The 26,030-nt window shown below is 74.1% G+C and carries 21 protein-coding genes and 1 pseudogene; 7 read left to right on the top strand and 15 right to left on the bottom strand.

Features of this window, described 5'->3' with window-relative positions; translation table 11 throughout:
• Positions 1 to 28: 28 nt before the first annotated feature.
• The 3 genes from ACFCY1_RS00445 to ACFCY1_RS00455 form a co-directional block, all read right to left on the bottom strand.
• Complete coding sequence (locus ACFCY1_RS00445; RefSeq protein ID WP_375872980.1) at positions 29 to 946, bottom strand: glycoside hydrolase family 19 protein; 918 nt, start codon at positions 944 to 946, stop codon at positions 29 to 31.
• A gap of 253 nt (positions 947 to 1,199) precedes the next feature.
• Positions 1,200 to 2,210 carry an NAD-dependent epimerase/dehydratase family protein gene (locus tag ACFCY1_RS00450; RefSeq protein WP_375872981.1) on the bottom strand — a complete coding sequence of 337 codons (1,011 nt, stop codon included), beginning with the start codon at positions 2,208 to 2,210 and terminating at the stop codon, positions 1,200 to 1,202.
• A complete protein-coding gene (locus ACFCY1_RS00455; protein ID WP_375872982.1) occupies positions 2,207 to 3,151 on the bottom strand; it encodes a putative sugar O-methyltransferase in 945 nt (314 codons plus the stop codon). Before ACFCY1_RS00455 ends, ACFCY1_RS00450 begins: the two co-directional genes overlap by 4 nt.
• A 170-nt stretch (positions 3,152 to 3,321) precedes the next feature.
• On the opposite strand from ACFCY1_RS00455, the gene ACFCY1_RS00460 reads away from it, so the two are divergent.
• Positions 3,322 to 4,611: an activator-dependent family glycosyltransferase gene (locus ACFCY1_RS00460; protein ID WP_375872983.1), complete on the top strand. Its 1,290-nt coding sequence runs from the start codon at positions 3,322 to 3,324 to the stop codon at positions 4,609 to 4,611.
• A 49-nt stretch (positions 4,612 to 4,660) separates the two neighbouring features.
• Here ACFCY1_RS00460 and ACFCY1_RS00465 read toward each other — a convergent pair whose 3' ends face one another.
• The 8 genes from ACFCY1_RS00465 to ACFCY1_RS00500 form a co-directional block, all read right to left on the bottom strand.
• Positions 4,661 to 5,935 (bottom strand): RNA polymerase sigma factor, encoded by a 1,275-nt coding sequence (locus ACFCY1_RS00465; protein ID WP_375872984.1) that lies wholly within the window; start codon positions 5,933 to 5,935, stop codon positions 4,661 to 4,663.
• 36 nt (positions 5,936 to 5,971) lie between these two features.
• The gene (locus tag ACFCY1_RS00470; RefSeq protein ID WP_074002845.1) at positions 5,972 to 6,571 is read right to left on the bottom strand and encodes a dTDP-4-dehydrorhamnose 3,5-epimerase family protein; all 600 of its coding nucleotides are present in this window, start codon (positions 6,569 to 6,571) and stop codon (positions 5,972 to 5,974) included.
• Positions 6,572 to 6,631: 60 nt separating this feature from the next.
• Positions 6,632 to 7,894, bottom strand: a complete 1,263-nt coding sequence (locus tag ACFCY1_RS00475; protein WP_375872985.1) for a methyltransferase domain-containing protein — start codon at positions 7,892 to 7,894, stop codon at positions 6,632 to 6,634.
• 70 nt (positions 7,895 to 7,964) lie between these two features.
• Entirely contained in the window at positions 7,965 to 9,086 is a 1,122-nt protein-coding gene (locus ACFCY1_RS00480; RefSeq protein WP_375872986.1) for a DegT/DnrJ/EryC1/StrS family aminotransferase, read from the bottom strand.
• Positions 9,087 to 9,105: 19 nt separating this feature from the next.
• Positions 9,106 to 10,362, bottom strand: coding sequence for an acyl-CoA dehydrogenase family protein (locus ACFCY1_RS00485; protein ID WP_375872987.1), 1,257 nt, complete (start codon positions 10,360 to 10,362; stop codon positions 9,106 to 9,108).
• A gap of 50 nt (positions 10,363 to 10,412) precedes the next feature.
• Complete coding sequence (locus ACFCY1_RS00490; RefSeq protein ID WP_049650264.1) at positions 10,413 to 11,606, bottom strand: acyl-CoA dehydrogenase family protein; 1,194 nt, start codon at positions 11,604 to 11,606, stop codon at positions 10,413 to 10,415.
• 127 nt (positions 11,607 to 11,733) lie between these two features.
• On the bottom strand, positions 11,734 to 13,092 hold the full coding sequence (locus ACFCY1_RS00495) for an NDP-hexose 2,3-dehydratase family protein (RefSeq protein WP_375873140.1): 1,359 nt from the start codon (positions 13,090 to 13,092) through the stop codon (positions 11,734 to 11,736).
• 135 nt (positions 13,093 to 13,227) lie between these two features.
• Positions 13,228 to 14,751, bottom strand: a complete 1,524-nt coding sequence (locus tag ACFCY1_RS00500) for an FAD-binding protein (RefSeq protein WP_375872988.1) — start codon at positions 14,749 to 14,751, stop codon at positions 13,228 to 13,230.
• A gap of 408 nt (positions 14,752 to 15,159) precedes the next feature.
• On the opposite strand from ACFCY1_RS00500, the gene ACFCY1_RS00505 reads away from it, so the two are divergent.
• Positions 15,160 to 15,906: a DUF2306 domain-containing protein gene (locus ACFCY1_RS00505; RefSeq protein ID WP_074002840.1), complete on the top strand. Its 747-nt coding sequence runs from the start codon at positions 15,160 to 15,162 to the stop codon at positions 15,904 to 15,906.
• A 24-nt stretch (positions 15,907 to 15,930) separates the two neighbouring features.
• On the opposite strand, the gene ACFCY1_RS00510 is transcribed toward ACFCY1_RS00505, so the two are convergent.
• Positions 15,931 to 16,275, bottom strand: a complete 345-nt coding sequence (locus tag ACFCY1_RS00510) for a YciI family protein (RefSeq protein ID WP_234348258.1) — start codon at positions 16,273 to 16,275, stop codon at positions 15,931 to 15,933.
• A 157-nt stretch (positions 16,276 to 16,432) separates the two neighbouring features.
• Between ACFCY1_RS00510 and ACFCY1_RS00515 the strand changes: the two genes are divergently transcribed.
• Positions 16,433 to 18,019 carry an MFS transporter gene (locus ACFCY1_RS00515; protein ID WP_074002839.1) on the top strand — a complete coding sequence of 529 codons (1,587 nt, stop codon included), beginning with the start codon at positions 16,433 to 16,435 and terminating at the stop codon, positions 18,017 to 18,019.
• 131 nt (positions 18,020 to 18,150) lie between these two features.
• Complete coding sequence (locus tag ACFCY1_RS00520) at positions 18,151 to 18,840, top strand: DUF899 domain-containing protein (RefSeq protein WP_049650269.1); 690 nt, start codon at positions 18,151 to 18,153, stop codon at positions 18,838 to 18,840.
• Between the two features lie 20 nt (positions 18,841 to 18,860).
• On the opposite strand, the gene ACFCY1_RS00525 is transcribed toward ACFCY1_RS00520, so the two are convergent.
• Both ACFCY1_RS00525 and ACFCY1_RS00530 read right to left on the bottom strand, forming a co-directional pair.
• Positions 18,861 to 19,493 carry a streptomycin biosynthesis protein StrG gene (locus tag ACFCY1_RS00525; protein ID WP_375872989.1) on the bottom strand — a complete coding sequence of 211 codons (633 nt, stop codon included), beginning with the start codon at positions 19,491 to 19,493 and terminating at the stop codon, positions 18,861 to 18,863.
• 156 nt (positions 19,494 to 19,649) lie between these two features.
• The gene (locus ACFCY1_RS00530; protein WP_049650271.1) at positions 19,650 to 20,330 is read right to left on the bottom strand and encodes a TetR/AcrR family transcriptional regulator; all 681 of its coding nucleotides are present in this window, start codon (positions 20,328 to 20,330) and stop codon (positions 19,650 to 19,652) included.
• Positions 20,331 to 20,482: 152 nt separating this feature from the next.
• Between ACFCY1_RS00530 and ACFCY1_RS00535 the strand changes: the two genes are divergently transcribed.
• From ACFCY1_RS00535 to ACFCY1_RS00545, 3 genes and pseudogenes are all read left to right on the top strand, one after another.
• Positions 20,483 to 21,973, top strand: coding sequence for an MFS transporter (locus ACFCY1_RS00535; RefSeq protein ID WP_375872990.1), 1,491 nt, complete (start codon positions 20,483 to 20,485; stop codon positions 21,971 to 21,973).
• A 182-nt stretch (positions 21,974 to 22,155) separates the two neighbouring features.
• Complete coding sequence (locus ACFCY1_RS00540) at positions 22,156 to 22,959, top strand: TIGR03084 family metal-binding protein (RefSeq protein ID WP_375872991.1); 804 nt, start codon at positions 22,156 to 22,158, stop codon at positions 22,957 to 22,959.
• A 153-nt stretch (positions 22,960 to 23,112) separates the two neighbouring features.
• Positions 23,113 to 23,604 (top strand): annotated as a pseudogene (locus tag ACFCY1_RS00545) (FAD-dependent oxidoreductase); the annotation flags it as partial.
• Between the two features lie 1,026 nt (positions 23,605 to 24,630).
• On the opposite strand, the gene ACFCY1_RS00550 reads toward ACFCY1_RS00545, so the two are convergent.
• Positions 24,631 to 25,788: an epoxide hydrolase family protein gene (locus ACFCY1_RS00550; protein WP_375872992.1), complete on the bottom strand. Its 1,158-nt coding sequence runs from the start codon at positions 25,786 to 25,788 to the stop codon at positions 24,631 to 24,633.
• Between the last annotated feature and the right edge of the window lie 242 nt (positions 25,789 to 26,030).

A 26,030-nucleotide genomic window follows, 5' to 3' on the forward strand; every position in this document is an offset into this window, starting at 1 on the left:
TGACGTACCGCGGAGGGCCCGTGCGGGTTCAGCAGCCCAGGTGGTCGCCCGGCACGGTGCCGAGGAGCTGGGTGAAGCGCTGGTAGGCGTCGATCCGGCTCTGCACCTGCGCGGGGTTGCCGCCGTTGCACTCCAGCGTGCCGTTGATGCTGCGGATCGTCTCGCCGAAGCCGTAGCCGTTGACGATCGCGTTGTGCGGGGTCATGGTGCCCGGCCCGTTCTGGGTGTTCCAGTACCAGAGCGCGGTCTTCCAGGCGACGGCCGGGTCGGTCTGCACCAGGTTGGGGTTGTGCAGCAGGTCGATGCCGAGGGCGTCGCCGGCCGCCTTGTAGTTGAAGTTCCAGCTCAGCTGGATCGGGCCGCGCCCGTAGTACGCGGCCTGCCCGGCCGGGCAGCCGTACGGCTGCGAGGTGTCGCAGTAGTGGGGGTAGTTGGCGGTGTTCTGCTCGACCACGTAGACCAGGGCGCCGGTCTCGTGGTTGACGTTGGCCAGGAAGGCCGCGGCCTCCTGCCTGCGGACGGTGTCGCTGCCGGTGGCCGCGAAGGCGGGGTAGGCGGCGAGGGCGTCGATCAGGCCCTGGTAGGTGTAGAAGGCGTTCCGGTTCGGGAACATCTGGTTGAACTGGGCCTGGCTGACCGGGAATCCGCCCGGGTTCGGGGTACCGGTGGACGTCGGCGTGGCGGTCGGGCTCGGGCCGGTGCCGCAGCCGCCCTGGTCGGACCAGACGCCGGAGCCGCCGGTGCTGGGCGGTTCGTTCTGGGTCCACCACTTGGCGAGCCAGTTGTGGCCGTTGTAGGAGACGGCGGCGCCGCCGGTGTAGACGGCCGAGGAGCTCCAGGGCGTGGCGCAGACGGCGGCGCTGGCGTTGGTCGCGGGCAGCAGCAGGAGCACCGTCAGCGCCGTGGCGACGGCGGAGAGCAGTGCGAGCAGGCGTTTCGTGGACACTTGATCACCCCTTGTGCGGTGTGGGGCCGCACGGTCGTGGAGGTAGGGACGTCGGGGCAGGGGAGCCGGGCCCCGCGGGGTGGGGGCACGTCGTGGGGGACGGGCCGACCGGGGTGCGGGCCGGTGCGGGGCTGCCCCAGACTCAAGCGGAGTGGTCTATACCTGTCAAGGGGTTCCGGGCAAAAGACCCGCCCGCGAGCGGCGCGGTGGGCGGCGCCGGGGCGGTGGGGCGTGCGGATGCCGGTCCGGGCGGTCACAGGTCCGCGAGGTCCGCGAGGTTGGCGATCAGGTCGGCGAGTCCGGCGTCCAGCGGGATCAGCGGGCGCCATCCGGTCGCGGCGCGGAACCGCGAGGAGTCGGCGACGGTGCTCCGCAGGTCGGTCGGCAGCGCGTGCTCCGGCGGGGGGACGGAGACCACCGGCACGGCGGGACGGCCGGTCCGCACCGCGACGCCGTCGGCGATCGCCCGGAAGACCCGCCCGAGCGGCTCCCCGTGCCCGGTGCCGAGCACCCAGTGCCGGCCGGCGACCGCGTCGGGCCGGTCCAGGGCGGCCAGGAAGGCCCGCCCGGTGTCGTCGACGTGGAGCAGGTCGCGCCGCACGGAGCCGTCGTGCCACATCGTCAGCGGCTCCCCGGCCAGGGCGCGGCGCACCATCGTCGCCAGCACCCCCCGGTCGCCCCGCCCCGCCGGTGCGCCGCGGCCGTAGACCGTCGGCAGCCGCAGACAGGCGCCGCGCACCGCGCCCTCGGCCGTGGCGGCCAGCAACTCCCGTTCCGCCGCCGCCTTCTGGCGGTCGTACGGGCTGGCCGGGGCGTCCGGCGCGGACTCGTCGACCGGGATCGGCGCGTCCGGCCCGGCCTGCGAGGTCGAACCGGCGAACAGGACGACCACGGGGGCGCCGCCGCGCCGTGCGCGCTCCTGCCGGAGGGCCGGCAGGAGCGAGCTCATCACGCCGGCGTTGGTCCGCCCCAGGGCCTCCTCGGGCTGGCCGGTGCCGCGCCACCCCGCGCGGTGCGAGACCAGGTGGACGACCGCGTCGGACCCGGCGACGGCGGCCCGGAGGGCCTCGGGGTCCGTCACGTCGGCGGCGACCACCTCGACCTCGGCCCGCCCGGCGGGCGGCACGGCGACCGCCCCCCGGGCCACCGCGCGCAGCCGGAGCGGCCGTTGGGCGAGCGCCCCGAGGACGACGGAGCCGACGAAGCCCGAGGCGCCCAGCACGGTGACGCGGGGGCGGCGCGCCGCCGCGACGGGGCCGCTCACGCCGGGCCGGCGCCCGCGTCGGGGCCCGCACCGGGCCGCCGGTACAGGGCCTGCCAGTAGTAGCTCCACGGGACGGCCCCGCCGTCGGCGACGGTCTCCCAGTGCGGCCCGGGGCGGTAGGACGAGAGGAACTTCGGCGCCAGCGCCTCGACGGCGCGGCTGTCGTGGATGTCGAGGACGTCCCGCAGCAGCCCGGTCGCCAGGGCCATCCGGACGACCTCCTCGCCCTGGGCGTGGTTGTCCAGCTCCTTCTCCAGGTACTTGCCGACCGGGTTGTTCACGTAGAGCGCCGCGCACCGGCGGTCGACCAGGTCGAGGTAGTTGAGCACCGTCCCGGGCGGCATCTCCGCGAACGAGTCGATGTTGAGGCAGAGTTCGAAGCGGCTCTCCCCGAGGGCCCGGTCCAGGTCGTCCGTGTCGTCGACCGGGACGAACCTGACGCGCGCGAAGTCCTCGGGGGCGAGCACCCTGCCGAGGTACGCCCGCGACAGCGAGAGCACGCGGGCCAGGTCGACGATGCAGTACTCCTCGACGCGGTGGTTGGCGAAGATCGCGTGGCAGGTCCGGCCGTAGCCGGCGCCGATCTCCAGGACGCGGGCGCCGTCCAGCGGGAGGTGGCGGGAGATGAAGTCCAGTTCGTGGACGGCGAGCAGGTAGTCCATGCAGACCCGGTCGCCGTCGTGGGTCACGGTGATGGGCGAGCCGAGTTCGCGGCCGCGGATCCGGCGCAGGCGGGACCGGTTCTCCGGCGTGAGCCGCGTGGCGAGTTCGAAGATGAGCGCCTTGAGGTAGCGAACGCCGTTGACCTGCGGATCCCAGAGGGCGAGCTTGAAGTTCACCGGCTCGGACTTGAAGGATCCGAGCTCGGCCACGCCCTGCTCGGTCACCTTGACGGAGTTGTTGTATTCCCACAGTGCGCTGGGGGCGTACCTGTCATCCATGGCTGCCGATGCTAGGAGGCCCGGCGGGCGGGGGCTTCCTCGATCGTGCTGTTCCCGGCCGGCCCGACCGTCCGCCGCCCCCGCCGCCCCGAACACAGCACTCCGCGAGAAGTGCGGTCGTCCGCCGCGGTGCCAGAATCACCGGGATTCGTCCGAGCTCGGAGGGCCCGTTGCGCGTACTGTTCGTCACCGCACCGTTCCGCTCGCACCTCTACGTGCAGACGCCGCTCGCCTGGGCGCTGCGCACGGCCGGCCACGAGGTCCGGGTCGCCTGCTCGCCCCGCCTGACCGAGGACGTCGTCCGCACCGGGCTCACGCCCGTGCCGATCGGCGAGGAGGTCGACCTCGGCGACCTGATGGCGCGGTCGGAGCCGGAGCGCGCCCCGGCGGCGCCGGCCGGGGGCCGGAAGTCGCACCAGAGCGACTACCCCCTCGGCGACCCGACCGCCGAGCTGGCCTCCAACGCGGCCGGCTGGCGGACGCTGTTCAACCCCGACTCGTCCTTCGACGACCTGGTCGCGTTCGCCGAGCTGTGGCGCCCCGACCTCGTCGTCTCCGACACCTTCGTCCTCTCGGGCGCGCCCGCCGCCCGCCGGGTCGGGGCGGCGCACGCCCGCATGCTGTTCGGTGCGGACGGGCTCGGCCAGCTGCGCACGGCCTGCCGCGCGCAGTGGCGGGCGCAGGGCTCCGACTGGGACGGCGTCGATCCGCTGCGGGAATGGCTGGAGCCGGTGTTCGGCCGGTTCGGCGTGGAGTTCGACGAGGAGGCGGTCCTCGGGCAGTGGACGGTCTTCCCGATGCCCACCTGGGTCTGGCGCCCGGCCGGGATCCCGTACGTCCCGATGCGGCACGTCCCGTTCAACGGCCCGAGCGCCACGCCGTCCTGGGTGTACCGGCGCCCGGAGCGGCGGCGGGTCTGCTTCACCCTCGGACTGGCGCACCGGGAGGGCCGCGGCCACGGGGTGTCCGCCTCGCCGCGCGAGGTCTTCGACGCCATCGCGGACCTCGACGTCGAGGTGGTCGCGACCCTCGCCCCCGGTCAACTCCCGCCGGGGCTCAGCGTTCCCGACAACGTGCGGGTGGTCGACTTCGTCCCGCTCAACGACCTCATGCCCACCTGCGCGGCCGTCATCCACAGCGGCGGGGCGGGGGCCTTCGCGGCCGCCGTCGAACACGCCGTCCCGCAGCTGATCGTGCCCAACGTGTACTGGAGCGAGAAGTGGTGGGGGCCGGTGGCGATGGCCTCCGGGCTGGAGGAGCAGGGCGCCGGCCGCTACGTCGCCGACGCCGACGGGCTGACCGGCGAGCTGCTCCGCTCCGAGCTGCGGCGGGTCCTGGAGGACCCGGCCTTCCGGGAGGGCGCCGCGCGGGTGTCCGAGCAGTCCGCCGCCCTGCCGAGCCCGCACGACCTCGTCCCGGTCCTGGAGGGGCTCACCGCCAAGCACCGCTACCCGGCCTGACCCCCGCACCGGCCCGCCGGGCCGCCCGCCCCGCCCCGGGACCGCCGGCTCACCGCCGGGCCGGGCCGCCCCGGGACCCGCCCGGCTGACGGACCCGCTCCGCCTGCGCCAGCAGGTAGCGCCGCTCGGGGTCGCTCTCGGTGCGCCGCGCCGCGGCCTCGTAGGCGGCCCCGGCCTCGGCGGGGCGGTCCGCGAGTTCCAGCAGATGGGCCCGGACGGTGTCGACCCGGTGGTTCTGCGCCAGCGCGGGGTCGTCCGCGACCTCGGCGAGCACCTCCAGCCCGGCGAGCGGGCCGTGGACCATGGCCGTCGCCACCGAACGGCTGAGCGTGACCACCGGGCTCGGCGCGATGCGCTCCAGGATGCGGTACAGCATCAGGATCTGCGGCCAGTCCGTCTCCGCGACGCCGGGCGCCTCCGCGTGCAGGGCGGCGATCGCGGCCTGCAAGCGGTACGGGCCGGGCCCGAAGCGTTCGAGGGTCCGGGCCACCAGGGCGACCCCCTCCGCGATCGCGTCCCGGTCCCACCGGGTGCGGTCCTGGTCGGCGAGTGGGACGAGCGCGCCGTCCGGTGCGGAGCGGGCGTCCCGCCGGGCCTCGGTCAGCAGCATCAGCGCGAGCAGCCCCGCCACCTCGCCCTCCTGCGGCAGGGCGCGGTGCAGGTCGCGGACCAGGCGCAGCGCCCACGCCGTCAGGTCCGGGCGCACCACGGTCGACCCGCTGGACGCGGTGTGCCCCTCGTTGAAGATCAGGTACAGCACCTGGAGGACCACCTGCACCCGCGCGGCGCTCTCCTCGCCGACGGGCATCCGGAACCCGCCCCCGACCTCCTTCACCCGCTGCTTCGCCCGCCGGATCCGCTGGCTCATGGTGGCCTCCGGCACCAGGAAGGCACGGGCGATCTCCGCGGTGGTCAGCCCGCCGACCGCACGGAGCGTCAGCGCGGCCTGGGCCTGCGGCGAGAGCTCGGGGTGGCAGCAGAGGAACAGCAGGCGCAGGGTGTCGTCGGTGTCGCCCGGGCCGGCCTCGTCGGCCGGGGGGACGGCCGGCTCGCCGGCGGCCGACCGGGCCACCACCACGGCCTCGCGCCGGTGCCGGGCGCTCTCGCTGCGGATCACGTCCTGGAGGCGGCGGGTGGCGACGGTGAGGAGCCAGGCGACCGGGTCGTCCGGCACCCCGTCCCGCGGCCACTGCACGACCGCGGCGAGCTGCGCCTCCTGCATGGCGTCCTCGCAGTGGTCGAACTGCGTGGGGTGGCGGCGGGTGAGCAGGCCGAGCGCGCGCGGCGCCGACCGGCGCAGCAGTTCCTCGACGACGACCGCCACCCGGACCTCCCCAGCGTTGCGGTCCAGGCTAGCCGATCACCGCCCTCCGGACCCGGCCCGCCGGCACTCCCGGTAGTCGGGCAGCAGCCCGGCGGAGCGGGCCTCGGCGAGCGACGGCGCGTCCCGGTCGCGCGCCGAGAGGAGCGTCCGGGACGCCTCGGGGACGGGCAGGGCCAGCGCGGGGTCGAACGGCGACAGCGCCAGCTCGTTGCGTGGGACGTACTCCTGTGACAGCAGGTAGGACACGACGGTGTCGTCCTCCAGCGCGAGGAACAGGTGCCCCACGCCCACGGGCAGGTACACGGCGCGGTACCGGTCCGGGCCGAGCTCGACGGAGTCCCACCGCCCGAAGGTCGGGGACCCGACCCGCAGGTCGACGACGACGTCCAGGGCCCGCCCGCGCGGGCACGTCACGTACTTCTCGCAGCCGGGCGGGGTGGCCGTGTAGTGCACCCCGCGGAGCACCCCGCTCCGCGACCGGCTGTGGCTGGCCTGTCGGACGGCGAACAGCGTTCTCCCGGTGGCCGCGCGGAAGTCCGCCTCCTGGTAGCCGGACAGGAACTCCCCCCGGTCGTCGGGGAAGACGCGCGGGGTGAACTCCAGCGCGCCCTCGACCGCCAACTCCCGTACGTCCATGGCACTCCTCTCCTCGCGGGCCGGCCGGGGAAGGCCGTTCCCCGGCCGGGTGGGCCGCGGTCAGTCGACGCGTACCTCGGGGACGTAGCGGATCCACCGGCCGCCGGCCTCGCGGAATGCGGTCTCCTTGGCCATGATCTCGTCCGCGTGGTTCCAGGCGAAGAGCAGCGCACAGTCCGGGTACGGGTCGGCGAACGCCTCGGCGGGGCGCACCGGGATGTGCGTTCCGGGGGTCAGGCGGCCCTGCTTGGCCGGGGTGGTGTCGCAGACGAAGGAGACCAGGTCGGGGCCGATGCCGCAGTAGTTGGCGACCGTCGCGCTCTTGGCGGTCGCGCCGTAGGCCACCACGGTGCGGCCCTCGTCGCGGAGCCGGGTGAGCAGCGCGAGCAGGTCGTCCCGGACCGCCGACACGGCGTCGGCGAAGCCGCGCAGGGTGTCCGGGGCCGCGAGCCGCCGCTCCTCCTCGTGGGCGAGCAGCTCGCCCACGGCCGGCGAGGGGCGCCGGGTGCCGGGCCGGGCGAGGGTGTACCTGATCTCCCCGCCGTGCACCGGCAGTCGGCGGACGTCGACGAGCTCGAAGCCGAAGCGTTCGGCCATCGCGTGGACGGAGCGCGCGGTGAAGAGGTAGAAGTGCTCGTCGTAGATCTGGTCGAAGGAGGTCTTCTCGACGACGTCGCCGAAGTACGGGTCCTCGAAGACGAACACGCCGTCGGGGGCGAGCAGTGCGTCGACGCCGCGGAAGACGGACTCCAGGTAGGGGATGTGACAGATGGTGTTGGCCGCGTAGATCACGTCGGCGGGCCCCTCCGCGCGCCGGACGTCGGCCGCGGTCGCCTCCTCGAAGAAGTCGCCGCGCACCCGCACGCCGGCCGCGCGCGCGACCTCGGCGACCTTGCGGGAGGGTTCGAAGCCGAGGTGGTGGACGCCGGCCTCGCCGACGGTCCGGAGCATCACCCCGTCGTTGCAGCCGATCTCGACGGCGAAGGCGCCGTCGCGGGCCAGTTCCGAGGCCAGGAACTCGCCGGCGGTGCGGGCGAAGTGCTCGCGCATCACGGCCGACCCGGACGAGTAGTACGGGTAGTCCTCGTGGAACATCCGCTCCCTGGGCACCTCGTCGACCAGCTGCACCATGGTGCAGGCGGTGCAGCGGGCGACCCGGAGCCGGTAGAAGAACTCGTCGGCGACGGGCGTCCGCGCCGGGAAGGCGTCGGAGAGCGGTTGGCGGCCGAGGTCGAGGAACTCCTCGGTCGCCGCGCCGCAGATCCGGCACGGGTGCGGTGGGGCGGGCGGGGCGGGCGGCGCGGTGTCGATCCGGTCGGTCATCGTCGGGCCTCCATCGTCATCGTCGTCGGCACGGCTGCGGCTGCGGGCGCGGGCGCGGGGGAGCGGGAGGTCAGAGCCCGGCCAGGACCTCGCGCAGGGCCTCGATCACCCGGTCCTGGAGGTCCGGGGGCAGCGAGGGGTACATCGGCAGCGAGAAGATCTCGCCGGCGAGCCGCTCGGTCACGGGCAGCGCGCCCTCGCCCACGCCGAGGTGGCGGAACCCCTTCATGGTGTGGACGGGCCACGGGTAGCTGATGTTCAGGGCGATGTCGTGCCGGAGCAGTTCCTTCAGGACGAGGTCGCGCCGCGGGTGGCGCACCACGTAGAGGTAGTGGACGTGCTCGTTGCCGGGCGTGGTCCGGGGCAGCACCAGGCCGTCGGGGGCGGCGAGGTCGGAGAGCGCCTCCTGGTAGCGGCGCGCCACGCTCCGGCGGCCCTCGATGTACGTGTCCAGGCGGGTCAGTTTGCGCCGGAGGATCTCGGCCTGCACCTCGTCCAGCCGGCTGTTGTGGCCGGGGGTGTCGACGACGTAGTAGGTCTCCTCCATCCCGTAGTAGCGCAGCCGCCGCAGCGCGCGGTCGGTGTCCGGGTCGCGGGTGACCACGGCCCCGCCGTCGCCGTACGCGCCCAGCACCTTGGTCGGGTAGAACGAGAAGGCGCCGGCGTCGCCCATGGTGCCGGCCGTCCGGCCGCGGTGGCGTGCCCCGTGCGCCTGGGCGCAGTCCTCCAGGACCGCCAGGCCGTGGTCGCGCGCCACCCGGAGCACCGCGTCCATGTCGACGCACTGGCCGTAGAGGTGGACGGGGACGATCGCCCTGGTGCGGTCGGTGACGGCCGCCTCGAGCAGGTCGGTGTCCATCAGGTAGTCGTCCTCGCGCACGTCGACGAAGACGGGCACCGCCCCCACGGCGTCGATCGCGACCACGGTCGGGGCGGCCGTGTTGGACACCGTGACGACCTCGTCGCCCGGCCCGACGCCGAGCGCCTCCAGCCCGAGGACGATGGCGTTGGTGCCGTTGTCGACCCCGACGCAGTGGTCCAGCCCGTGCCAGGCGGCGAACTCCGCCTCGAAGCCGCGCACGCTCGCGCCGAGCACCAGCTGCCCGGAGCCGAACACCGTCTCGACGGCGTCGAGCAGGTCCTCGCGTTCGTTCCGGTACTCCGGAAGGTAGTCCCATACCCGCGTTGTCATCTGCGCCCTCCTCGGTGGGTCAGCGCCGCCCGGCGGGGCGGGCGGCGCGGGTGCTCATGTAGTCGTCGTCCCGGTCGATGCGCAGCGCCCGCGCACTGAGGTGGTCGACGGCGTCGGGGTAGGTGTAGGGCTGCATGAACCACCCGGCCCGGACGTCCCGGTAGAGCCGGGCCAGGCTCGAACTCCCGGCGTACGAGGCGCCGCCGACGATGGTGAGGCAGTCGTTGACGATGTCGGGCGCGAGCCGGTTGAGCGTCAGCTTCGCGCACTGGAACGCCGTCATCATCCGGGGGCCGCGTACGGCCGGATCGGGCACGCCGGCGGTCAGCGCGTCGGCCTCGGCCAGGGCCGCGGCGGTGGTGGCGCGCGCCGCGTACAGGCGGGCCTCGACCTCGGCGACGAGCGTGCGGACGGCGGCGGGCGCGCCGGGGCGCTCCCGCTGCCACTCCACGGCGGCGTCGCGCGCGGCCCGGGCGACGCCCAGGTAGATGCCGAGCATGGTGATCGAGCTGACGGTCTGCCCGGCCAGCGCGGCGTCGCCGCGTTCCCCGACCGGGCCCCGCACCAGCACGTCGGCGTCCGGTACGGGGCACCGGTCGAAGGCGATGTCCCAGGTGCCGGAGGCGCGCATCCCGAGGCCGTCCCAGGTGTCCAGGACGGTCAGGCCGGGGGTGCCGAGGGCGACGAGGGGCGCCGCGAGGCAGGTGCGGCCGTCCGCCTCGACCAGGGCGTAGGCGAAGAAGTGGGTGGCCACCGGGGCCATGCTCACCAGCGTCTTGCGGCCGGAGAGCAGCCAGCCGCCGGAGCCGTCCGGCTCCAGCCGCGTTACGGTGCCCGGGGGGTCCTTGACGGCGCCGCACACCCGCGCCTCGCCGGTCGCCATGGCGCGCAGCACCCGCTCGGCGAGCGCCGCGGCCTCCGGCTTGCCGTTGCGCCACTCGTACGCCAGCGTCAGGCCCCGGCTGAACTGGACGTGCAGGGCGAGCGCCGTCGAGGCGTCGGCCCGGGCCACCTCCTGGAGCGCCAGGGCGACGTCGTGGAGGCGGTCCACGCCGAGCCCGCCGAGCTCCGCCGGGACGGTGCCGCCGAGCACGCCGGCGCGTGCGAAGCGTTCGAAGACCTCGACCGGGAAGGTGCCGGTCCGGTCCCGTGCGTCGGCGTCGGCGCGGATCGCCGGCACCTGCTCGGAGACGAGGCCGAGCAGCCTGCGGCCCGCCTCGCTGACCGGCGCGGACAGGTCCGGGCGCGCGGCCTCGTTCGCGGCCTCCGTCAGCACAGTTCGCCTCCCGTTTCGTTCCGGCCGGGCATCGCGCTCGCACCGGCGGTTCAGAGGTACTGGGTGTTCGGTGCCTGGCCGCACAGCAGCCGGCCGTAGAGTTCGAGGTTGGTGTTCGGGTGCATGACGGCGTGCAGGTGGAGGGTCCGGACGTCCCGCTCGATCCGCTGGATCGGCACGTCCAGGTAGACCGAGGACGCCCCGCTCGCGGTGGCCAGGATGTCCACCGCCTCCTTGACGCGCGCGCAGACCGCGCCGGTCTCCAGGCGGGCCAGGGCGCGCTCCTCCAGCGTCCAGGGCTCGGCGGCGGCGTTCTTCGCGTCGACGAGGTCCGCGAGGCGGTAGCAGTGGAACTCCGCCTCGTCGATCTTCACCGCGGCCTCCGCGACCTGGAGGTGGGTCAGCGGCGCCTCGCGCTGGTCGGTGTAGTCGGTGTAGGTGATCCGCCGGTCGGGGAGGCGCTCGAAGAAGGCGTCCTTCGCGGCGATCGCGAGGCCGAGGGCGGTCGCGCTCACCGTCGCGCAGGCCGTCGGCATGATCGGGGCCCGGTAGATCTCCGAGCCGGCGTTGCTGCCCGCCCCGCCGCCGCCGATCATGACCGGCTCCATCGGGATGTAGCGCTCCGCGGGGACGAAGACGTCCCGCGCGACCGTGGTGACGCTGCCGGACCCGCGCAGCCCCACGGTGTGCCAGTCGTCGACCACCTCCAGGTCGGAGACCGGGATCAGCGTCATGATGGGCCGGGGGGCCGCGTCGGGGGTGAGCAGGACCGCCGCGTTGGTGTCCCAGGTGCTGTGCTGGACGCCGCTGTTGAACTTCCAGGAGCCGTTGACGAGGATGCCGCCGTCGACCGGGACGGCGGTGGCCGTCGGGCTGATGATGCCGCTGACCAGGGCGTCCGGGGAGGCGAGGACCCGGTCCTGCACCTCGTCCGGGAACAGTGCGGCGACCCAGGCGCTGATCGACCAGACGCCGGCCGTCCAGGACGCCGCGCCGTCGGCGCGGGCCAGCTCCACCAGGAGCTCGGCCTGGGTGCGCATGTCGACCTCGAAACCGCCGAGGCGCCTGGGGATCCGGGTGCGGAGCAGGCCGGCGTCCGCCAGGACCGAGACGGTCTCCTTCGACAGGCGCCGGTTCTCGTCGCCCCAGGGCGCGTTGTTCCTCAGGACCGGCGCCACCTCGCGCGCCCGGCGGAGGATCTCGGCGCGGTCGGGGACGGCGGTCGTTGCGGTGGTGTCCGTCATGACGTGCTCTCCCTGGTGAAGGACGGGGCAGCGGAATTCGGGGCATGGCGGGGGCGGGTCCACCGGTCGCGCGGTGGCGGTCCCGCACCCCGTGGACGGCGTCGCGGGGGGATCGGAGCCGGTGGGATCAGAGCCGGACGGCGCGCGTGGTCAGCGCCGAGAGCAGGGTGCGGGCCTGGACGTTCACCCGCCCGCCGCGGGTCACCAGCGCGGAGAGCTGACCAGGCGTCACCCAGCAGTACCCGGGCGGTGGTTGGGACGGCGCCTGCGCTCCGTCCGCCTCCACGATGGCGTAGCGGCTCACCGCGTTCAGGAAGCGGCCGCCCTCCTCGGAGTGGAGGGCCGAGTAGCGGACGCGGGAGGGCGCGGCGGTCTCGACGACGTCCAGGAAGTGGTGGCGGGGCCCGCGGGGGCGGCCGCGGTGGTGCTCCGGGGTGCACTGCACCGTCGGCGCGAGTTCCGCGATCTCCTGGAAGCCGACCTCCACGCCGGCCCGGGCCAGCAGGTGCGGCACGCCCGAGAAGTACCGCAGCACGAAGGCGCTCAGCCCCAGCCGTACGGGTTCGACCAGCGGCTGCGTCCACTGGGCCACCTCGCGGCTGCCCGCCTCGACGGCCACCGCGACCACGCGGAAGTGGCGGTCCGGCACCCGGCGGATCGCGTGCGCGGTCCGCACCCAGCCCCCGGTTTCGCGCAGCGGGACGCGCCGCACCCGCAGCGAGCGCCGGGCCCGCTCCGCGGCCAGCCAGCCCTCGATGTGCTCCACGGAGATCAGCCCGCTCGCTCCCGAGACGGGGAGGGGGAGGCAGGAGAGCACCGTGCGGGCGTCCATGTTGACGAGGTTGTCGCGGTGCAGCAGCGCGGCGATCCGGTCGAGGGTCAGCCAGCGGAAGTTCTCGGCGACCGGCACCTCCTCGTCGACCAGCACGATCGTGTTCCGGTTGAACTTCCGGTTGAACCAGTCGCCGTGCTCGGACTGCAGCACGTCCGCGACGGGACGCCCCCGGGACGGATCGAGGAAGTACTCCAGGTAGGCGACCGGCGCGCCCTTGTGCACGCCGGTGTAGTTGCTGTGGGTCGCCTGCACGGTGGGGGAGAGCTGGACGATGGTGGGGTTGCCCGGCTCCATCTTCGCCTGCATCAGGTAGTGGCGCACCCCGCCGAAGTCCTTGGCGATGATCCCCAGGATGCCGACCTCGGGCTGGTCGATGATGGGCTGGCGCCAGGTCGGCACCGGGCCGTCGGCCGTCTCCACCTCGACGCCCTGGATCGAGAAGAAGCGCCCGCTGTCGTGCACCAGGTCGCCGGTGTCCGGGGCGAAGGACCACCCGCGGAGCCGGTCGAACGGGATGCGCTCGACCCGGAAGCGGTCGGCCCGCACCCGGGCGGACAGCCAGTGCGCTATCTCGTCGGCCGAGGCGCCCGGACCGTCCCGGCCCGGTGCCGCGGCGGGGCGCCGGGTGAGGGCCGGAAGCCGGGTTCCGATGCCTCCACGAACCGTACCGATGGTGCTCAACTCCACGTCCTTTCAGGGGAATCGGCTGTCACGGGAATCGGCGCGGAGGTCACCCCGGGGGGGCCGGCCCCGGCCGGGCGGCGCGAACCGCCCGGCCGGAACGCGCTAGGACGGGAGTTCCACCGACATCGCGTGGCGGAAGACGTTCCCGGGGTCGTACCGCTTCTTGACCGCCTGCAGCCGGGCGTAGTTGTCCCGGTAGTACAGCGTCGTCCAGGAGACCCCGGAGTCGTTCAGCTTCGGGTCCAGCAGGTCGACGTCGGGGTAGTTGATGTAGCTCCCGGAGTTCCGCTCGTCCGGGAGCGGGACGCCGCCGGTGGCGGCGTAGACGTCGCGGTAGAAGGAGCGGACCCAGTCGAGGTGCTCGGCGCCCGAGCCCCCCTCCCAGTTCCCGGTGGAGTAGACGGCCTTCACGATCGCGTCCCGCTGGGCCGTGGCGGTGGCGTCGGCGGGCAGCGCGTTGACCTGGCCGCCGAACCCGGAGAGGCCGAGGTTCGCGGCCGGGTTGTGGTAGTCGGTGCTGCTCAGGTACCTCCAGATGACCGCTATCTGCTCGTCCGTGTACCCCTTGCGGAGGTCCCCGGCCTTGTGCTTGTAGTTCCCGGACGGCTCGTAGGGCCAGTTCTGCGGGGACATCCAGGGGATGACCTGGTCGGTGTCGATCACGGGCGTGGCGCCGACCCCGGCGGTGAGGAAGTCGACATGGGTGTTCAGTCGCTCCGACGCGCCCGGGAGCGCGTCGTCGATGACGGAGATCAGGCCGAGCATGCCCCCCGAGCGGTGGAAGAGCTGGAGGACCCCCCAGATGTCGCAGGCCGGCGTGCCGGGCTCGCTGTTCCGCTCGTACCAGGTGCCGTAGTTGCGGATCAGCGTGCCGAACGACGCCTCGTCCATGCCGTCCCAGGAGTACATCACCGTCCGCCGGCGCGCGTTGCCGGGGGCCTTCGGCAGCAGGTCCGCCGGCCGGTCGGAGCGCACGCCCCGGCTGCGCAGCCAGAACCGGGTGACGACGCCGAAGCTGCCGCCCCCGCCGCCGGCGTGCGCCCACCACAGGTCCCGGTTCGGGTCGCCCTCCTCGCGGGTGGCGACGACGGTGCGGGCCCTGCCCTTCTCGTCGACGACCACCACCTCCACCGCGTACAGGTGGTCCGCCACCAGGCCGTCCCGGCGGGAGAGGTGGCCGTAGCCGCCGCCCGTCAGGTGCCCGCCGATCGCCACGTCCATACAGGCCCCGGCCGGCAGGGTGACGCCCCACTCCTTGAAGAGGGTGCGGTAGACGTGCCCGAGCGTGGCGCCCGGACCGATCGCGAAGGCCCGGCGCTCCGGGTCGTGGCGGACCTCGTCCAGCAGCGACAGGTCGATCAGCGTCTCGACCTCCGGAGCGAAGGTGAAGCCCTCGAAGCAGTGGCCGCCGCTGCGCACCCCGATCCGCTTCCCGGCCCGCACCGCCTCCTCGACGACGGCGACGACCTGCTTGGTGCCGTGCACCACGCGCACCGAGTCGGGGCGGCCGACGAACCGTTGGTTGTGGCCGATGGTCAGGCTGCTGTACCGGCTGTCCTCGGGGCGGACGACCGTCCCGTCGGCCCGGGCCGGGGCGAGACCTCCGGGATCCGTCACATCACTCACGTACTACCTCCGGAAACAGTGGGCGGAGTTGTCTCCCCGGCGGCTCTCGGCGAAGCCTCCGCACGTGGGCGCGGACCGGCGCGGTGACCGGGGCGGCCACGCGGCGGCACGTCGAGGCCCGGGGGTTTGTTCGACGAACTCCGTCAGCGTACAGGTGAGTTGACGAACCATGAGATCGATCCGACCGGACCCCGGACGCTGCGGGCCCGACCGGTCCCCGACACCGTCCAGCACAGCCGTCCCTCCTCGCCCGTCGCCCCGATCGGCTCCAGACGCATCGTCGTCCGTCGCAGCGGCCCCTGTCTTCTCGTGGATTGCGCAGGAGGGACAGCAAGCCGGGAGGTGCCGTCCGGCCGCTCGGTTTGTGAAGCTGGCGGCCATTCGTCACCCGGGCGGGGAAGGACACCCATGGCTCAGCAGACCGACAGCACCGCCACCGCCGCGCTCCCCGAGTCCGGCCGGCGCCGCGACTCCGGCGGGCGGGACGAGTCCGGCGGAGGGGGAGCGGACGGCGGGCGGGGCGCGGGGCGGGCGTCCGCCCGCCGGTGGGCCGCGCTGCTCGCCCTGCTCGTCGGGCTCTTCCTCGTCGACGAGCTCCCGCCCTACCTGCGCTTCGATCCGGCGAAGGCGCGCATCAACCTGGACCCCCAGGTCCCGTGGCACTACGCGGTCCTGGTGGCGCACATCGCCTTCGGGTCGATCGCGCTGGTCACCGTCGTGCTCCAGCTGTGGCCCGGGCTGAGGCGGACCCGCCCGCGGGTGCACCGGCTCAGCGGCCGGCTCTACGTGTACGCCGGCGCCCTGCCCTGTGCCGTCACCGCACTGGTGATCATGCCGCTGATGCCCGAGTGGCGCGGTGACATCGGGATCGCGCTCCAGGCGCTGCTGTGGATCGCGACCACGGTGGCCGGGACGGTGGCGGCCCGCCGGCACCGCTGGGCCGAGCACCGCCGGTGGATGCTGCGGAGCTTCGCGCTCGCCGCCGGCGTGCTGTGGGGCCGCGCCATGGTCGACGTCATGGTCCACACGGGTGCGCCCGTCCCGCTCGACTACCTGTTCGAGGTCGCGCGCTGGCTCGGCTGGATGGTCAACCTCGTCCTCGTGCAGCTCTGGCTGGACCGGAAGCCGCGGCGACGGCTCCCGGTGTCCGCCTGAGGAAGGGCCGCCGGGCCCCTCCGGTCACGCCTCCGGCCCCACCATGGGCCTGATCTCCACCCGGGCCAGCCGGGCGTCGGGAATGCGGGCGGCGATCTCCGCCGCCCGCTCCATGCCGTCGCAGTCGACGATGTCGTAGCCCGCCAGGTGCTCCTTGACCTCGGCGAACGGACCGTCCACGACCTGCACCGCGCCGTTGCGGACCCGCACCGCCCGGCTCCGCTCCGGGGGAGCCAGCACCGAGCCGCCGACCCACTCCCCGGACGCCTCCAGTTCGCCGATCAGCGCCGCGTGCTCGGGGCCGAGCGAGGCCCGCTCCGCCTCCGTGAGCGCCTCCCACACCACCGGGTCGCTGTAGATCAGCAGCATGTACTTCACGCACGTCCTCCGCGGCCTGTTCCGGAACTTCGTGGACGACGATAGCGAAGCGGATGTCGGATCGCAGGCCGCGGCTCCGACCCCGGGGTGACGGACGCCCTCCGGGGGCGGTCCCGTCCCGTACAACCCGACTCTGGAGGACGTACCCATGACCTCGCCGACGACCGCGGCCTCCCCGCCGCGAGCGGGGCGCCGCGAGTGGACGGGCCTGGCGGTTCTCGCCCTGCCCACACTCCTGCTCGCGCTGGATCTCAGCGTGACCTACCTGGCGCTGCCCAGCCTGACCGACGACCTCGGGGCCGGCGCCACCGAGCAGCTGTGGATCACCGACGTGTACGGCTTCCTGACGGCCGGCTTCCTGGTCACCATGGGCACGCTGGGTGACCGCGTCGGCCGCCGCAAGCTGCTGCTGTACGGCGCGGTGGCCTTCGGGATCGCCTCGGCGGTGGCCGCCTGGTCGACCAGCCCGGGCATGCTGATCGCGGCGCGCGCCGCGATGGGCGTCGCCGGGGCCACCCTGATGCCCTCCACGCTCGCGCTGATCAGCAACATGTTCCAGGACCCGCGGCAGCGCGGCATGGCCTTCGCGGTGTGGATGAGCTGCTTCATGGGCGGCGCGGCCGCCGGGCCGGTCATCGGCGGCGCGCTGCTCAGCCACTTCTGGTGGGGCTCGGTCTTCCTGCTGGCCATCCCGGTGATGGTGCTGCTGCTGGCCGTCGGCCCGGTGTTCCTGCCCGAGTACCGCTCCCCGCAGGTCCGCGGCGCGGACCCGCTGAGCGTCGCCCTGTCCCTGCTGGCGATGCTTCCCCTGGTCTACGGCATCAAGGACATGGCCCGGGACGGGGTCCAGCCGCTGGGCGCGGCCGCGGCCGTCGCCGGCCTGGCCTTCGGGGCCGTGTTCGTGGCGCGGCAGCGCCGGCTCGCCGACCCGCTCCTCGACGTCCGGCTCTTCAAGCGGCTCGCGTTCACCGCGGCGCTGGTGATCCTGATGCTCGGGGTGGCCACCCAGGGCGGGGTGATGTTCCTGATCAGCCGGTACCTGCAGTCGGTCGAGGGGTTCACCCCGCTGCACGCGGGCCTGTGGCTCGTCCCGTCCTCGCTGGCGATGGTGGTCGGGAGCATGCTGGCGCCGCTCGCCGCACGCCGGTTCACCCCCCGGGTGGTGATCGCCGCCGGCATGGGCCTCGCCGCGGTCGGCTTCGCGCTGCTCGCGGTCCTGGACACCTCGGACGGGCTGTCCCAGCTGGTGGGCGGCATCATCCTGGTCTTCCTCGGGATCGGGTTCGTGGGCGCGCTCGGCCAGGACCTCGTGGTGGGTTCCGTGCCCCCCGCGAACGCCGGGGCGGCGGCGGCGCTCTCGCAGACCAGCGGCGACTTCGGCATCTCGCTGGGGGTGGCCGCGCTGGGGAGCATAGGAGCCGCCGTCTACGGTGCCCGGATGGACGGCTTCAGCCCGTCCGGGGCCCCGGCCGGCGCGCTCCCCGACGTCCGGCAGAGCGTCGAGGCCGCCGCGCAGGAGGCCGGGCGGCTGTCCGGGGACGCGGGCGCGCGCCTGCTCGAGCACGCGCGCGACGCGTTCACCTCGGGCCTGAACGCCGCCGCCGTGGTCAGTGCCGTCCTGGTCGCCGCCCTCGGTGTGCTGGCGCTCGGCGCGCTCGGGTCGCGCTCCGCGGCCGGGGCGGTGTCCCCGGCGGCGGAGGAGTCGCCCGCACCGACCGCCACGGCCGTGGAATGACCCGCCGCAGCAGAGCGCCGCGGAACACCGCGGCCCGGAACACCGCGGCACGGAGCACGGCAGTACGGAGCACGGCAGTACGGAACACGGCAGTACGGAACACCGCACCGCACGAGAGGAAGAACGGCACCATGGACACGGAACCGCAGTCGGAGCTCCCCCGGGTCGTCGGGCGGGAGGAGTGGCTCGCCGCCCGCCGGGAGTTCCTGGTCAGGGAGAAGGAGTTCACGCACGCCCGGGAGGCGCTGAGCGCCGAGCGCAGGCGGCTCCCGATGGTCCGGGTCGAGGAGGACTACGTCTTCGAGGGCCCCGACGGCAAGGCGTCCCTGGCCGACCTCTTCGAGGGGCGCCGGCAACTGATCGTCCATCACGTGATGTTCGACCCGGAGTGGGAGGAGGGCTGCCCCAGCTGCCGGTTCCAGATCCGGGAGATCGGGTATCTGCCGCACCTGCACGAGCGGGACACCACGCTGGTGCTGGTCTCCCGCGCGCCGCAGGAGAAGATCCGCCGGTACAAGGAGCGGATGGGCTGGGACATCCCGTACTACTCGTCGTACGGGAGCCGCTTCAACTACGACTTCCACGCCACGCTGGACGAGTCCGTGACCCCGCTCCTGATCAACTTCCGGACCAGGGAGGAGCACGAGGCCGCCGTCGGCCCCTGGGACATCTGGGGCCACGAACTCCCCGCGGTCAGCGTCTTCCTGCGGGACGGCGAGGAGGTCTACCACACCTACTCGACCTTCTCGCGCGGGCTGGACATCCTCCTCGCCGTCCACAACTACCTGGACCTGACGCCGCTGGGCCGCCAGTTGGGATGACCGCGCCGGAGCGGAACCGGTCAGAAGACGTCGAAGTAGTCCCCGATCCACAGCCCCCGGCCGGCGTCCACCGTCCGCAGGTCCGAGGCGCGGTAGTCGGCGAGCCGGATGCAGCGGAAGTCGAAGCTCACCCGGGTCGAGTCGGTGTCGTTGACCTTGTTCCCGTGGTTCCAGCCGACCGCGTCGAAGACCAGCAGCTGCCCCACGTCGAGTTCGGTCGCCGCGTAGTCCTCCGACCCCTGCTCCCGCTCGACCCACACGGAGTTGGTCCCCCAGGCCCGGGTCAGCGGCAGCCAGAAGTTCACCTCGCCGTCGGCGTGGTGGTAGTCGCCGTCCTTGTGGAACTCGCCGACCGCGACATTTCCCGGGAAATGGATCCGGAAGGTGGGAACGCGCTGGAAGCAGAACTCGTCGGTGCCGAGCACGTCCGGCACGAAGGATTTCACGAAGCCGCGGTACAGGTCCCGGAGCCTGGGCTCGAACTCCCGGTAGAAGGCGGCGTGGAACTCCGTGGACTGGTCGGTCTGCCAGGTGAGCAGCTCCATCGGGGCGTCCGGCCGCAACGCGCTCAGGTCCTCGGTCCGGTAGATCGACCGCACCGCCGCGGCGAAGTCGAACACGGCCGGATCGTACTCGTAGGTCTTCGGCTGCATGCTCTCCCACACTCCCCGAATTCTCCTGGCGGATGGCGGACAATGCCTCCTGTTCGAGAAGCTAGCGCAGCGGCCCTTCTCCACCAAGACGTTCCGAACGGCAAGAGCACGACGGGAGAAAGCGGTCCGGAAAGAGTTCGGGTGCCCGGCGCCGGACTATTCCGGCCCCGCCGCGTCCACCACCGGCACCACCTCCTCCCGCAGCCGCCGGGCCGAGGCCGCCACCGATCCGGCGGCGGCCTCCCGGGTGTCGCCGACACCGACCATCAGCCCCACCAGCTGCGCCTCCAGCAGGCGGTCGGCGTCGCAGGGTTCGATCAGGTAGCCGCCGAGCTCCAGGACGACCAGGCCGTGCACCGCCGACCACATCTGGTGCGCCACCAGTTCCGGGTCCGCCGGGCGGAACCGGCCCGCCCCGACGCACCGGGCCGCGCACTCGGTCACACCGGCCAGCGTGTAGCGGCCGTACTGGCGGTCCTCCTCGTCGAGCGAGAACCCGGCCAGCGAGGAACCGCCGAACATCACCGCGTACAGGTGGGGGTTGGCCAGCGCGTTGCACCGGTACGCGCGGCCCAGCAGCGCGAGGTCGCACACCGGGTCGTCACTGGGCCGCACCTGGGTGAAGTGCTGCTGGAGCCGGGCGAACCCCTCGTGGACGATGGCCCGCGCCAGCCCGCGCATTCCGTTGAAGTGGGTGTACAGGGCCATCGTCGAGGTGCCGACCTCGCTCGCGATGCGGCGGGTGGACAGTGCCTGCGGCCCCTCCTCCGCCAGCAGCCGGGCGGCGATGGTCACCAGCCCCGGGCGGGCACGGGGATCCGAGCGACGCGGACTCATGTCCCCAGTCAACCAAAACGCCGTGGTGCCGGAACCGGTCGCGGGTCCACAACTCCCGATCCCAGCACACTGCGAGAAGCGGCCCTCAGGACGCCCGGCGTAGCTTCCCAGTCACCCGGCGCGACCGCCGCCCCCGACCGAAAGGCCGCCCCGTGTTCTCCAGACCCCTCGGCGCCGCGATGCTCCTGTACGCGGGCAGCGCGATCGTGCTGGTCTCCTCCGCACTGGCCTTCCACCACGCCTTCGCCATGGACCCCGCGATGCCGATGCCGATGCCGATGGAGATGGCGCACGCCCCGGCCGACGCCGGACGGAAGCTCGACGGCATGCCGCTGGCGGAGATGCCGGAGATGTTCACCGCCTTCGCCGGACTGCTGCTCGTGGTGGCCGGCGCCGCCCTGCGCGGACGGCCGCGCTCGGCCCCGACCGAACTCCGTGGTGGCCGGCGCGGCCGGCTGCTGATCGCCGTCATCGGTACGGCCGCCCTGACCGTCGACATCAGCAAGACCTCCACGCTGGGCTTCGTCATCCCCGGCATGCGGGCCGACTACGGCCTCGACCCCCGGACGGCCTCCCTGCTGGCGGTCTGCGGACTGACCGGGACGGCGGCCGGGGCGCTGCTGTTCGGCGTGCTCACCGACCGGATCGGGCGCCGCAGCTCCTACCTGATCGCCACCCTCGGCTTCACCGCCACCAGCATGTGCGGCTCGATGCCCTCCTTCCGCGGGAACCTGCTGATGTGCGGGCTGATGGGCCTGGCGGTCGGCGGCCTCGCCCCGCTGCTGATCACCCTGCTCACCGAGGCGGTCGGCGGGCGGGTCCGCGGCTCGGTGGTGGTGGCGCTCTCCGTCGTCGCCACCGCCGTCGGCTACCTGATCGCCGCCGGCTCGGCCCTGTGGCTGGAGCCGGTGTTCGGCTGGCGGATCCTCTGGCTGATCGGCGCCCCCACCGGCGCCGTGCTGGCCGTGCTGACGCCCTTCGTTCCCGACTACGTGGCGCTCTCCGCCCCGGCGGCGCGGAGCGCAGCGGTCCCGCGGCGGGACTCACGGTCCGCGCGGGCCCTCACCCACGGCCTCCAGCGGGCGTTCGCCACCCTGATCGGCCTGCTCACCTTCGGCCTCACCACCTGGGTGCCGAGCCTGGCCCGGATCGGCGGTGTGCCGGTGCGCACCGCGAACCTGATGCTGACCGTGGCGGCGGTGGTGATGGTCCCATGCGCCCTGCTGCTGATGCTGGGCTACCGCCGCTTCGGCCCGACCAGCATGGCGGCGGGCCTGGCCACCGTCACCGCCGTGCTGCTGCTGGCGCTCACCGCCAGCGGCGCGGTGGCCCAGGTGGGCTGGATCTGCGCGGGCGCGCTGGTGGCGGCGCTGTTCTCGGTGAACTCGATGGCCGCGATCTTCCTGCCGATCGCGGCCGACCTGGCCGATCCGGAACGGCGCGGCCGGACCACCGGCTGGGTCTCCTTCTTCAACCGGCTGGGCGGCCTGTGCGGGCCGCTGCTGCTGGCGGGCCTGGTGTCCTCGGCCTCCGACGTCCTGCTGGCGGTCTCCGTGCTGGCGCTGCTGTGCGGCGCGGCCGCCTGGTACATCAGCCGCCGGAGCCGGCTCGCGGCCCCGGCGCTCGGCGCGGCGTCCGAGTGACGGGGCGCGGGTGACAGGGGCGCGGGTGACGGGGGCGAGGGTGCGGCCGGTGGCAGAGCACGGGCGGAGAAGCCCGCCGATCTCCGGGAGCAGATACTGGATTCGCCCAACTCGCCATGGTTCGAGGCGGATTGGGAGTACGCCGGGCATCCGGCCGGTTCCGCTCGACGGAAGGAAGAGGCATGGTCGACCGACAGGACGTGATCTCCGCGCTGGTGCTGGACGGCGAGGCCGTCGACGCGCTGGTGGCGAACCTGCCCGAAGCCGACTGGGCACGCCCCACGCCGGCCCCCGGCTGGACCGTCGCCCACCAGGTCGCCCACCTCACTGCCACCTTCAGGCTGGCCGGACTCGCGGCGGGCGACCCCGAGGCCTTCCGGGCGGTCGCCGCCGGCATCGGGCAGGACATGGACGGTGCGGTGCAGCAGGCCCTCAAGCCCTACCTGGCGAAGGCGCCGAAGCTCCTGCTGGAGAGCTGGCAGACCGAGCGCCGGGCCGCCGAGGAGGCCCTGGCGGCCGTTCCGGCGGACCGGCCGCTGCCGTGGCTGGTCCGCCCGCTGACGGCCCCCGTGCTCGCCGCCGCCGGCATGATGGAACTGTTCGGCCACGGCCAGGACATCGCCGACGCGCTCGGGGAGCGCCGCGAGCACACCGACCGGATCCGCTACCTGCTCGAGTTCGCCGTCCGTACCTGGGACTTCGGCTACCAGGCCCGCGGGCTCACGCCGCCGGAGACAACGTTCCGTTTCGAGATCACCGCTCCGTCGGGCGCCCGGTGGGAGTTCGGCCCCGCCGACGCGGAGCAGCGCGTCAGCGGACCCGCCGTCGACTTCTGCCTGCTGGTGACCAGGCGCCGGCACCGCGACGACCTCGCCCTGACGGCCCGTGGCGAGGACGCCGAGGCCTGGCTCGACCTCGCCCAGGCCTACCGCGGCCCGGCCGGTCCGGGCCGCACGCCCGGCCAGTTCCGGTCGACCGGGCACTGACCGGGCGCCGACCGCAAGCGCCACCGGGTCCGCGGCACCGGGCGGGGGTGCCGCGGACCCGCGCGCACGCGCGCTCCGGGCGAAGGCCGACAGCGCGGCGGCGCACCAGCACGGGGACCGCCACCCGTCCCACACCCGACAGAAGGGACCGTCATGGGCACCCGTACCGACGAATGCGCCGTGGTTCTCGGCGGAAGCATCGCAGGCCTGTTGGCGGCGAGGGTGCTCGCCGAGTCCTATCCCCGGGTCGTCGTCGTCGAACGCGACCGGATCCTCGGCGTCCGGGGGCCGCGGCGCGGCGTCCCGCACGGCAACCACGCCCACGGGCTGGTCGCCCGCGGCCACCAGATCATGGAGTCGCTGTTCCCCGGCCTCACCGACGAACTGGTCGCCGCCGGGGTGCGGCCCGGCGACTTCAGCGCCGACATCCGCTGGTACTTCAACGGGCTGCGGCTGCGGCCGGCGCACACCGGCCTGCCGTCCGTGCCCGCCACCCGGCCGGTGCTCGAACACCATCTGCGCGAGCGGGTACGGGCGCTGCCGGAGGTGACGTTCCTGGAGGAACATGACGTCATCGCCCCGGTGACCGACACCACCAGGCGCCGGGTCACCGGGGTCCGGGTGCAGCGGCGCGCCCCCGGGAGTACGGAGCGCACGCTCTCCGCGCACCTGGTCGTCGACACCACCGGCCGCGGCTCGCGCACCCCGCGCTGGCTGGCCGACCTCGGGTACGAGGCGCCCCCCGAGGAGCGGATCGAGATCGACCTGGCGTACACCACCCGCCACTACCGCCTCAAGGGGGATCCGTTCGGCAGCGACATCGCCATCATCCCCGCCGCCACGCCCTCGCACCCGCGCGGGGCCTTCTTCTACCGGGTGCCCGGCGAGGACAACCGGGTGGAGCTGTCGGTGACCGGGATCGTGGGCGACCACCCGCCCGTCGACCCCGAGGGGTTCCACGCCTTCGTCCGCTCGCTGCCCGTCCCCGAGATCCACGAGGCGATCCGCGACGCCGAACCGCTCGACGAGCCCCTGCGGTTCCGCTTCCCGGCCAGTGTCCGCAGGGACTACCACCGGCTGGAGCGCTTCCCCGCCGGGCTGGTCGTCCTGGGCGACGCGGTGTGCAGCTTCAACCCGGCCTACGCCCAGGGCATGACCTCCGCCGCGCTGCAGGCCCTGGTGCTGCGGCGGCACACCGCGGGGCGGCGGCTGCCGAACCCCCGGGCCTACTTCCGCGACGTCGCGCGGGAGATCCGGGCCCCCTGGTCCTTCGCCGCGGTGACCGACCTGGGCTACCCGGGCGTCGCGGGCCGCCGCACCCCGCAGACCCACCTGGTCAACCGCTACGCCGCGCTGGCCCAGCGGGCGGCGGTCCACGATCCCCGGATCACCGAGGCACTGGTGCGGATCGCCGGACTGGTGGCCACCCCGCAGTCGCTGATGCACCCGCGCACCCTGCTGCGGGTGCTGCGCGCCGCCCGCCGGCCCGTCCCGCCCCCGGCCGGCGCCCACGCGGGCGCTCCGGAGCTCTCCGGCCGCACCGCCCCCGCGGGCGCCCGATGGCCCCGGCCCCCCGCCCGCACCGGCCCCCCCCGCCGGTCCGCCCGCCCGCCGCCCCGGCCCCCCCCGCCCCCGGACCCCCGGTGCCGGGCGACTCCGTGGACGGTCCGCTCAGCGGACCCGACGCGCGAACTCCCGGACGTCGTCGACGAACAGCCCGGGCTGCTCCAGGGCGGCGAAGTGCCCGCCGCGGTCGAACTCGGACCAGTGGGCGAGGGTCGGCAGGATCCGTTCGGCCCAGCGCCGGATCGGCCGGACCGCGTCCTCGGGGAACACCGCCACCCCGACCGGTGCGGACAGCGGCCAGGGGCCGGCCCAGGTGCGGAGGAAGTCGGCGTCCAGCCGGTTGGACTCGTAGTAGAGCTGGGCGCTGGAGCCGGCGGAGGCGGTGAACCAGTAGATCGCCACGTCGGTCAGCAGCCGGTCCCGGTCGACGACGTCCTCGGGAACCGTCCCGGCCGCCGTCCACTCCATGAACTTCTCGACGATCCAGGCGAGTTGGCCCACCGGCGAATCGGTCAGACCGTACGCGAGGGTCTGCGGCCGGGTGGACTGGATCTTCCGCCAGCCGGCCCCGTCCTGCTCGAAGTACCCGGCGAACTCCAGCCGGGCCCGGTCCGCCGGGTCCAGCCGGGCGAACTCGGCCGGGTCCTGCGGCGGGAAGGTGGCGAGCATGTTGAGGTGGACGCCGGCCACGTGCTCCGGGTCGGCCAGGCCCAGCCGCAGCGAGACCGGCATGCCCCAGTCGCCGCCCTGGACGAGGTACCGGTCGTAGCCGAGCCGGCGCATCAGCTCGGCCCAGGCCCGGGCGACCCGGGCGGTGTCCCAGCCGGCCTCCCGGGGGTGGCCGGAGAAGCCGTAGCCGGGCAGCGAGGGTATGACCAGGTGGAACGCGTCGGCGGGATCGCCGCCGTGGGCCCGCGGATCGGTCAGCGGGCCGATCACGTCCAGGAACTCCGCCACCGAGCCGGGCCAGCCGTGGGTGACGACCAGCGGCAGGGCGTCCGGCTCGGGCGAGCGGACGTGCAGGAAGTGGACGTCCACGCCGTCGACTTCGGTCAGGAACTGCGGGAAGGAGTTGAGGTGCGCCTCGGCCTTGCGCCAGTCGAAGCCGGTGCGCCAGTACTCGGCCAGTTCCTTCAGGTAGCCGAGCGGCACGCCGCGCCGCCAGCCGGCGCCGGGGACTTCGCCGGGCCAGCGGGTGGCCGCGAGCCGGCGGTCCAGGTCGTCGAGGGCTTCTTGCGGGATGTCGATACGGAAGGGACGCATCCGAGTCCTCTCAGCGGGACCGTGCGCCGACCCGGGCCGGCGCCGGAGGGGTGGCGGCCGGCGTACCGGCCGGTCCGTGCGGGGGTGCCGCAGCCGTACGGCACCGTCCCGCACGGCACTGTACCGGCCGCGCGGCGCCCCGGAGCGTCGATCGGCCGGGCCGCCGGGGGAGGGCCGGCGGTCGGTGCGGAGCCGGGGCCGCCGCGCGGTCTCCGGGGGGAGAGCGGGCGACGGCCCCGCCG

Origin of the sequence: Kitasatospora sp. NPDC056273 (assembly GCF_042268845.1) — a bacterium.
Taxonomy (GTDB): domain Bacteria; phylum Actinomycetota; class Actinomycetes; order Streptomycetales; family Streptomycetaceae; genus Kitasatospora.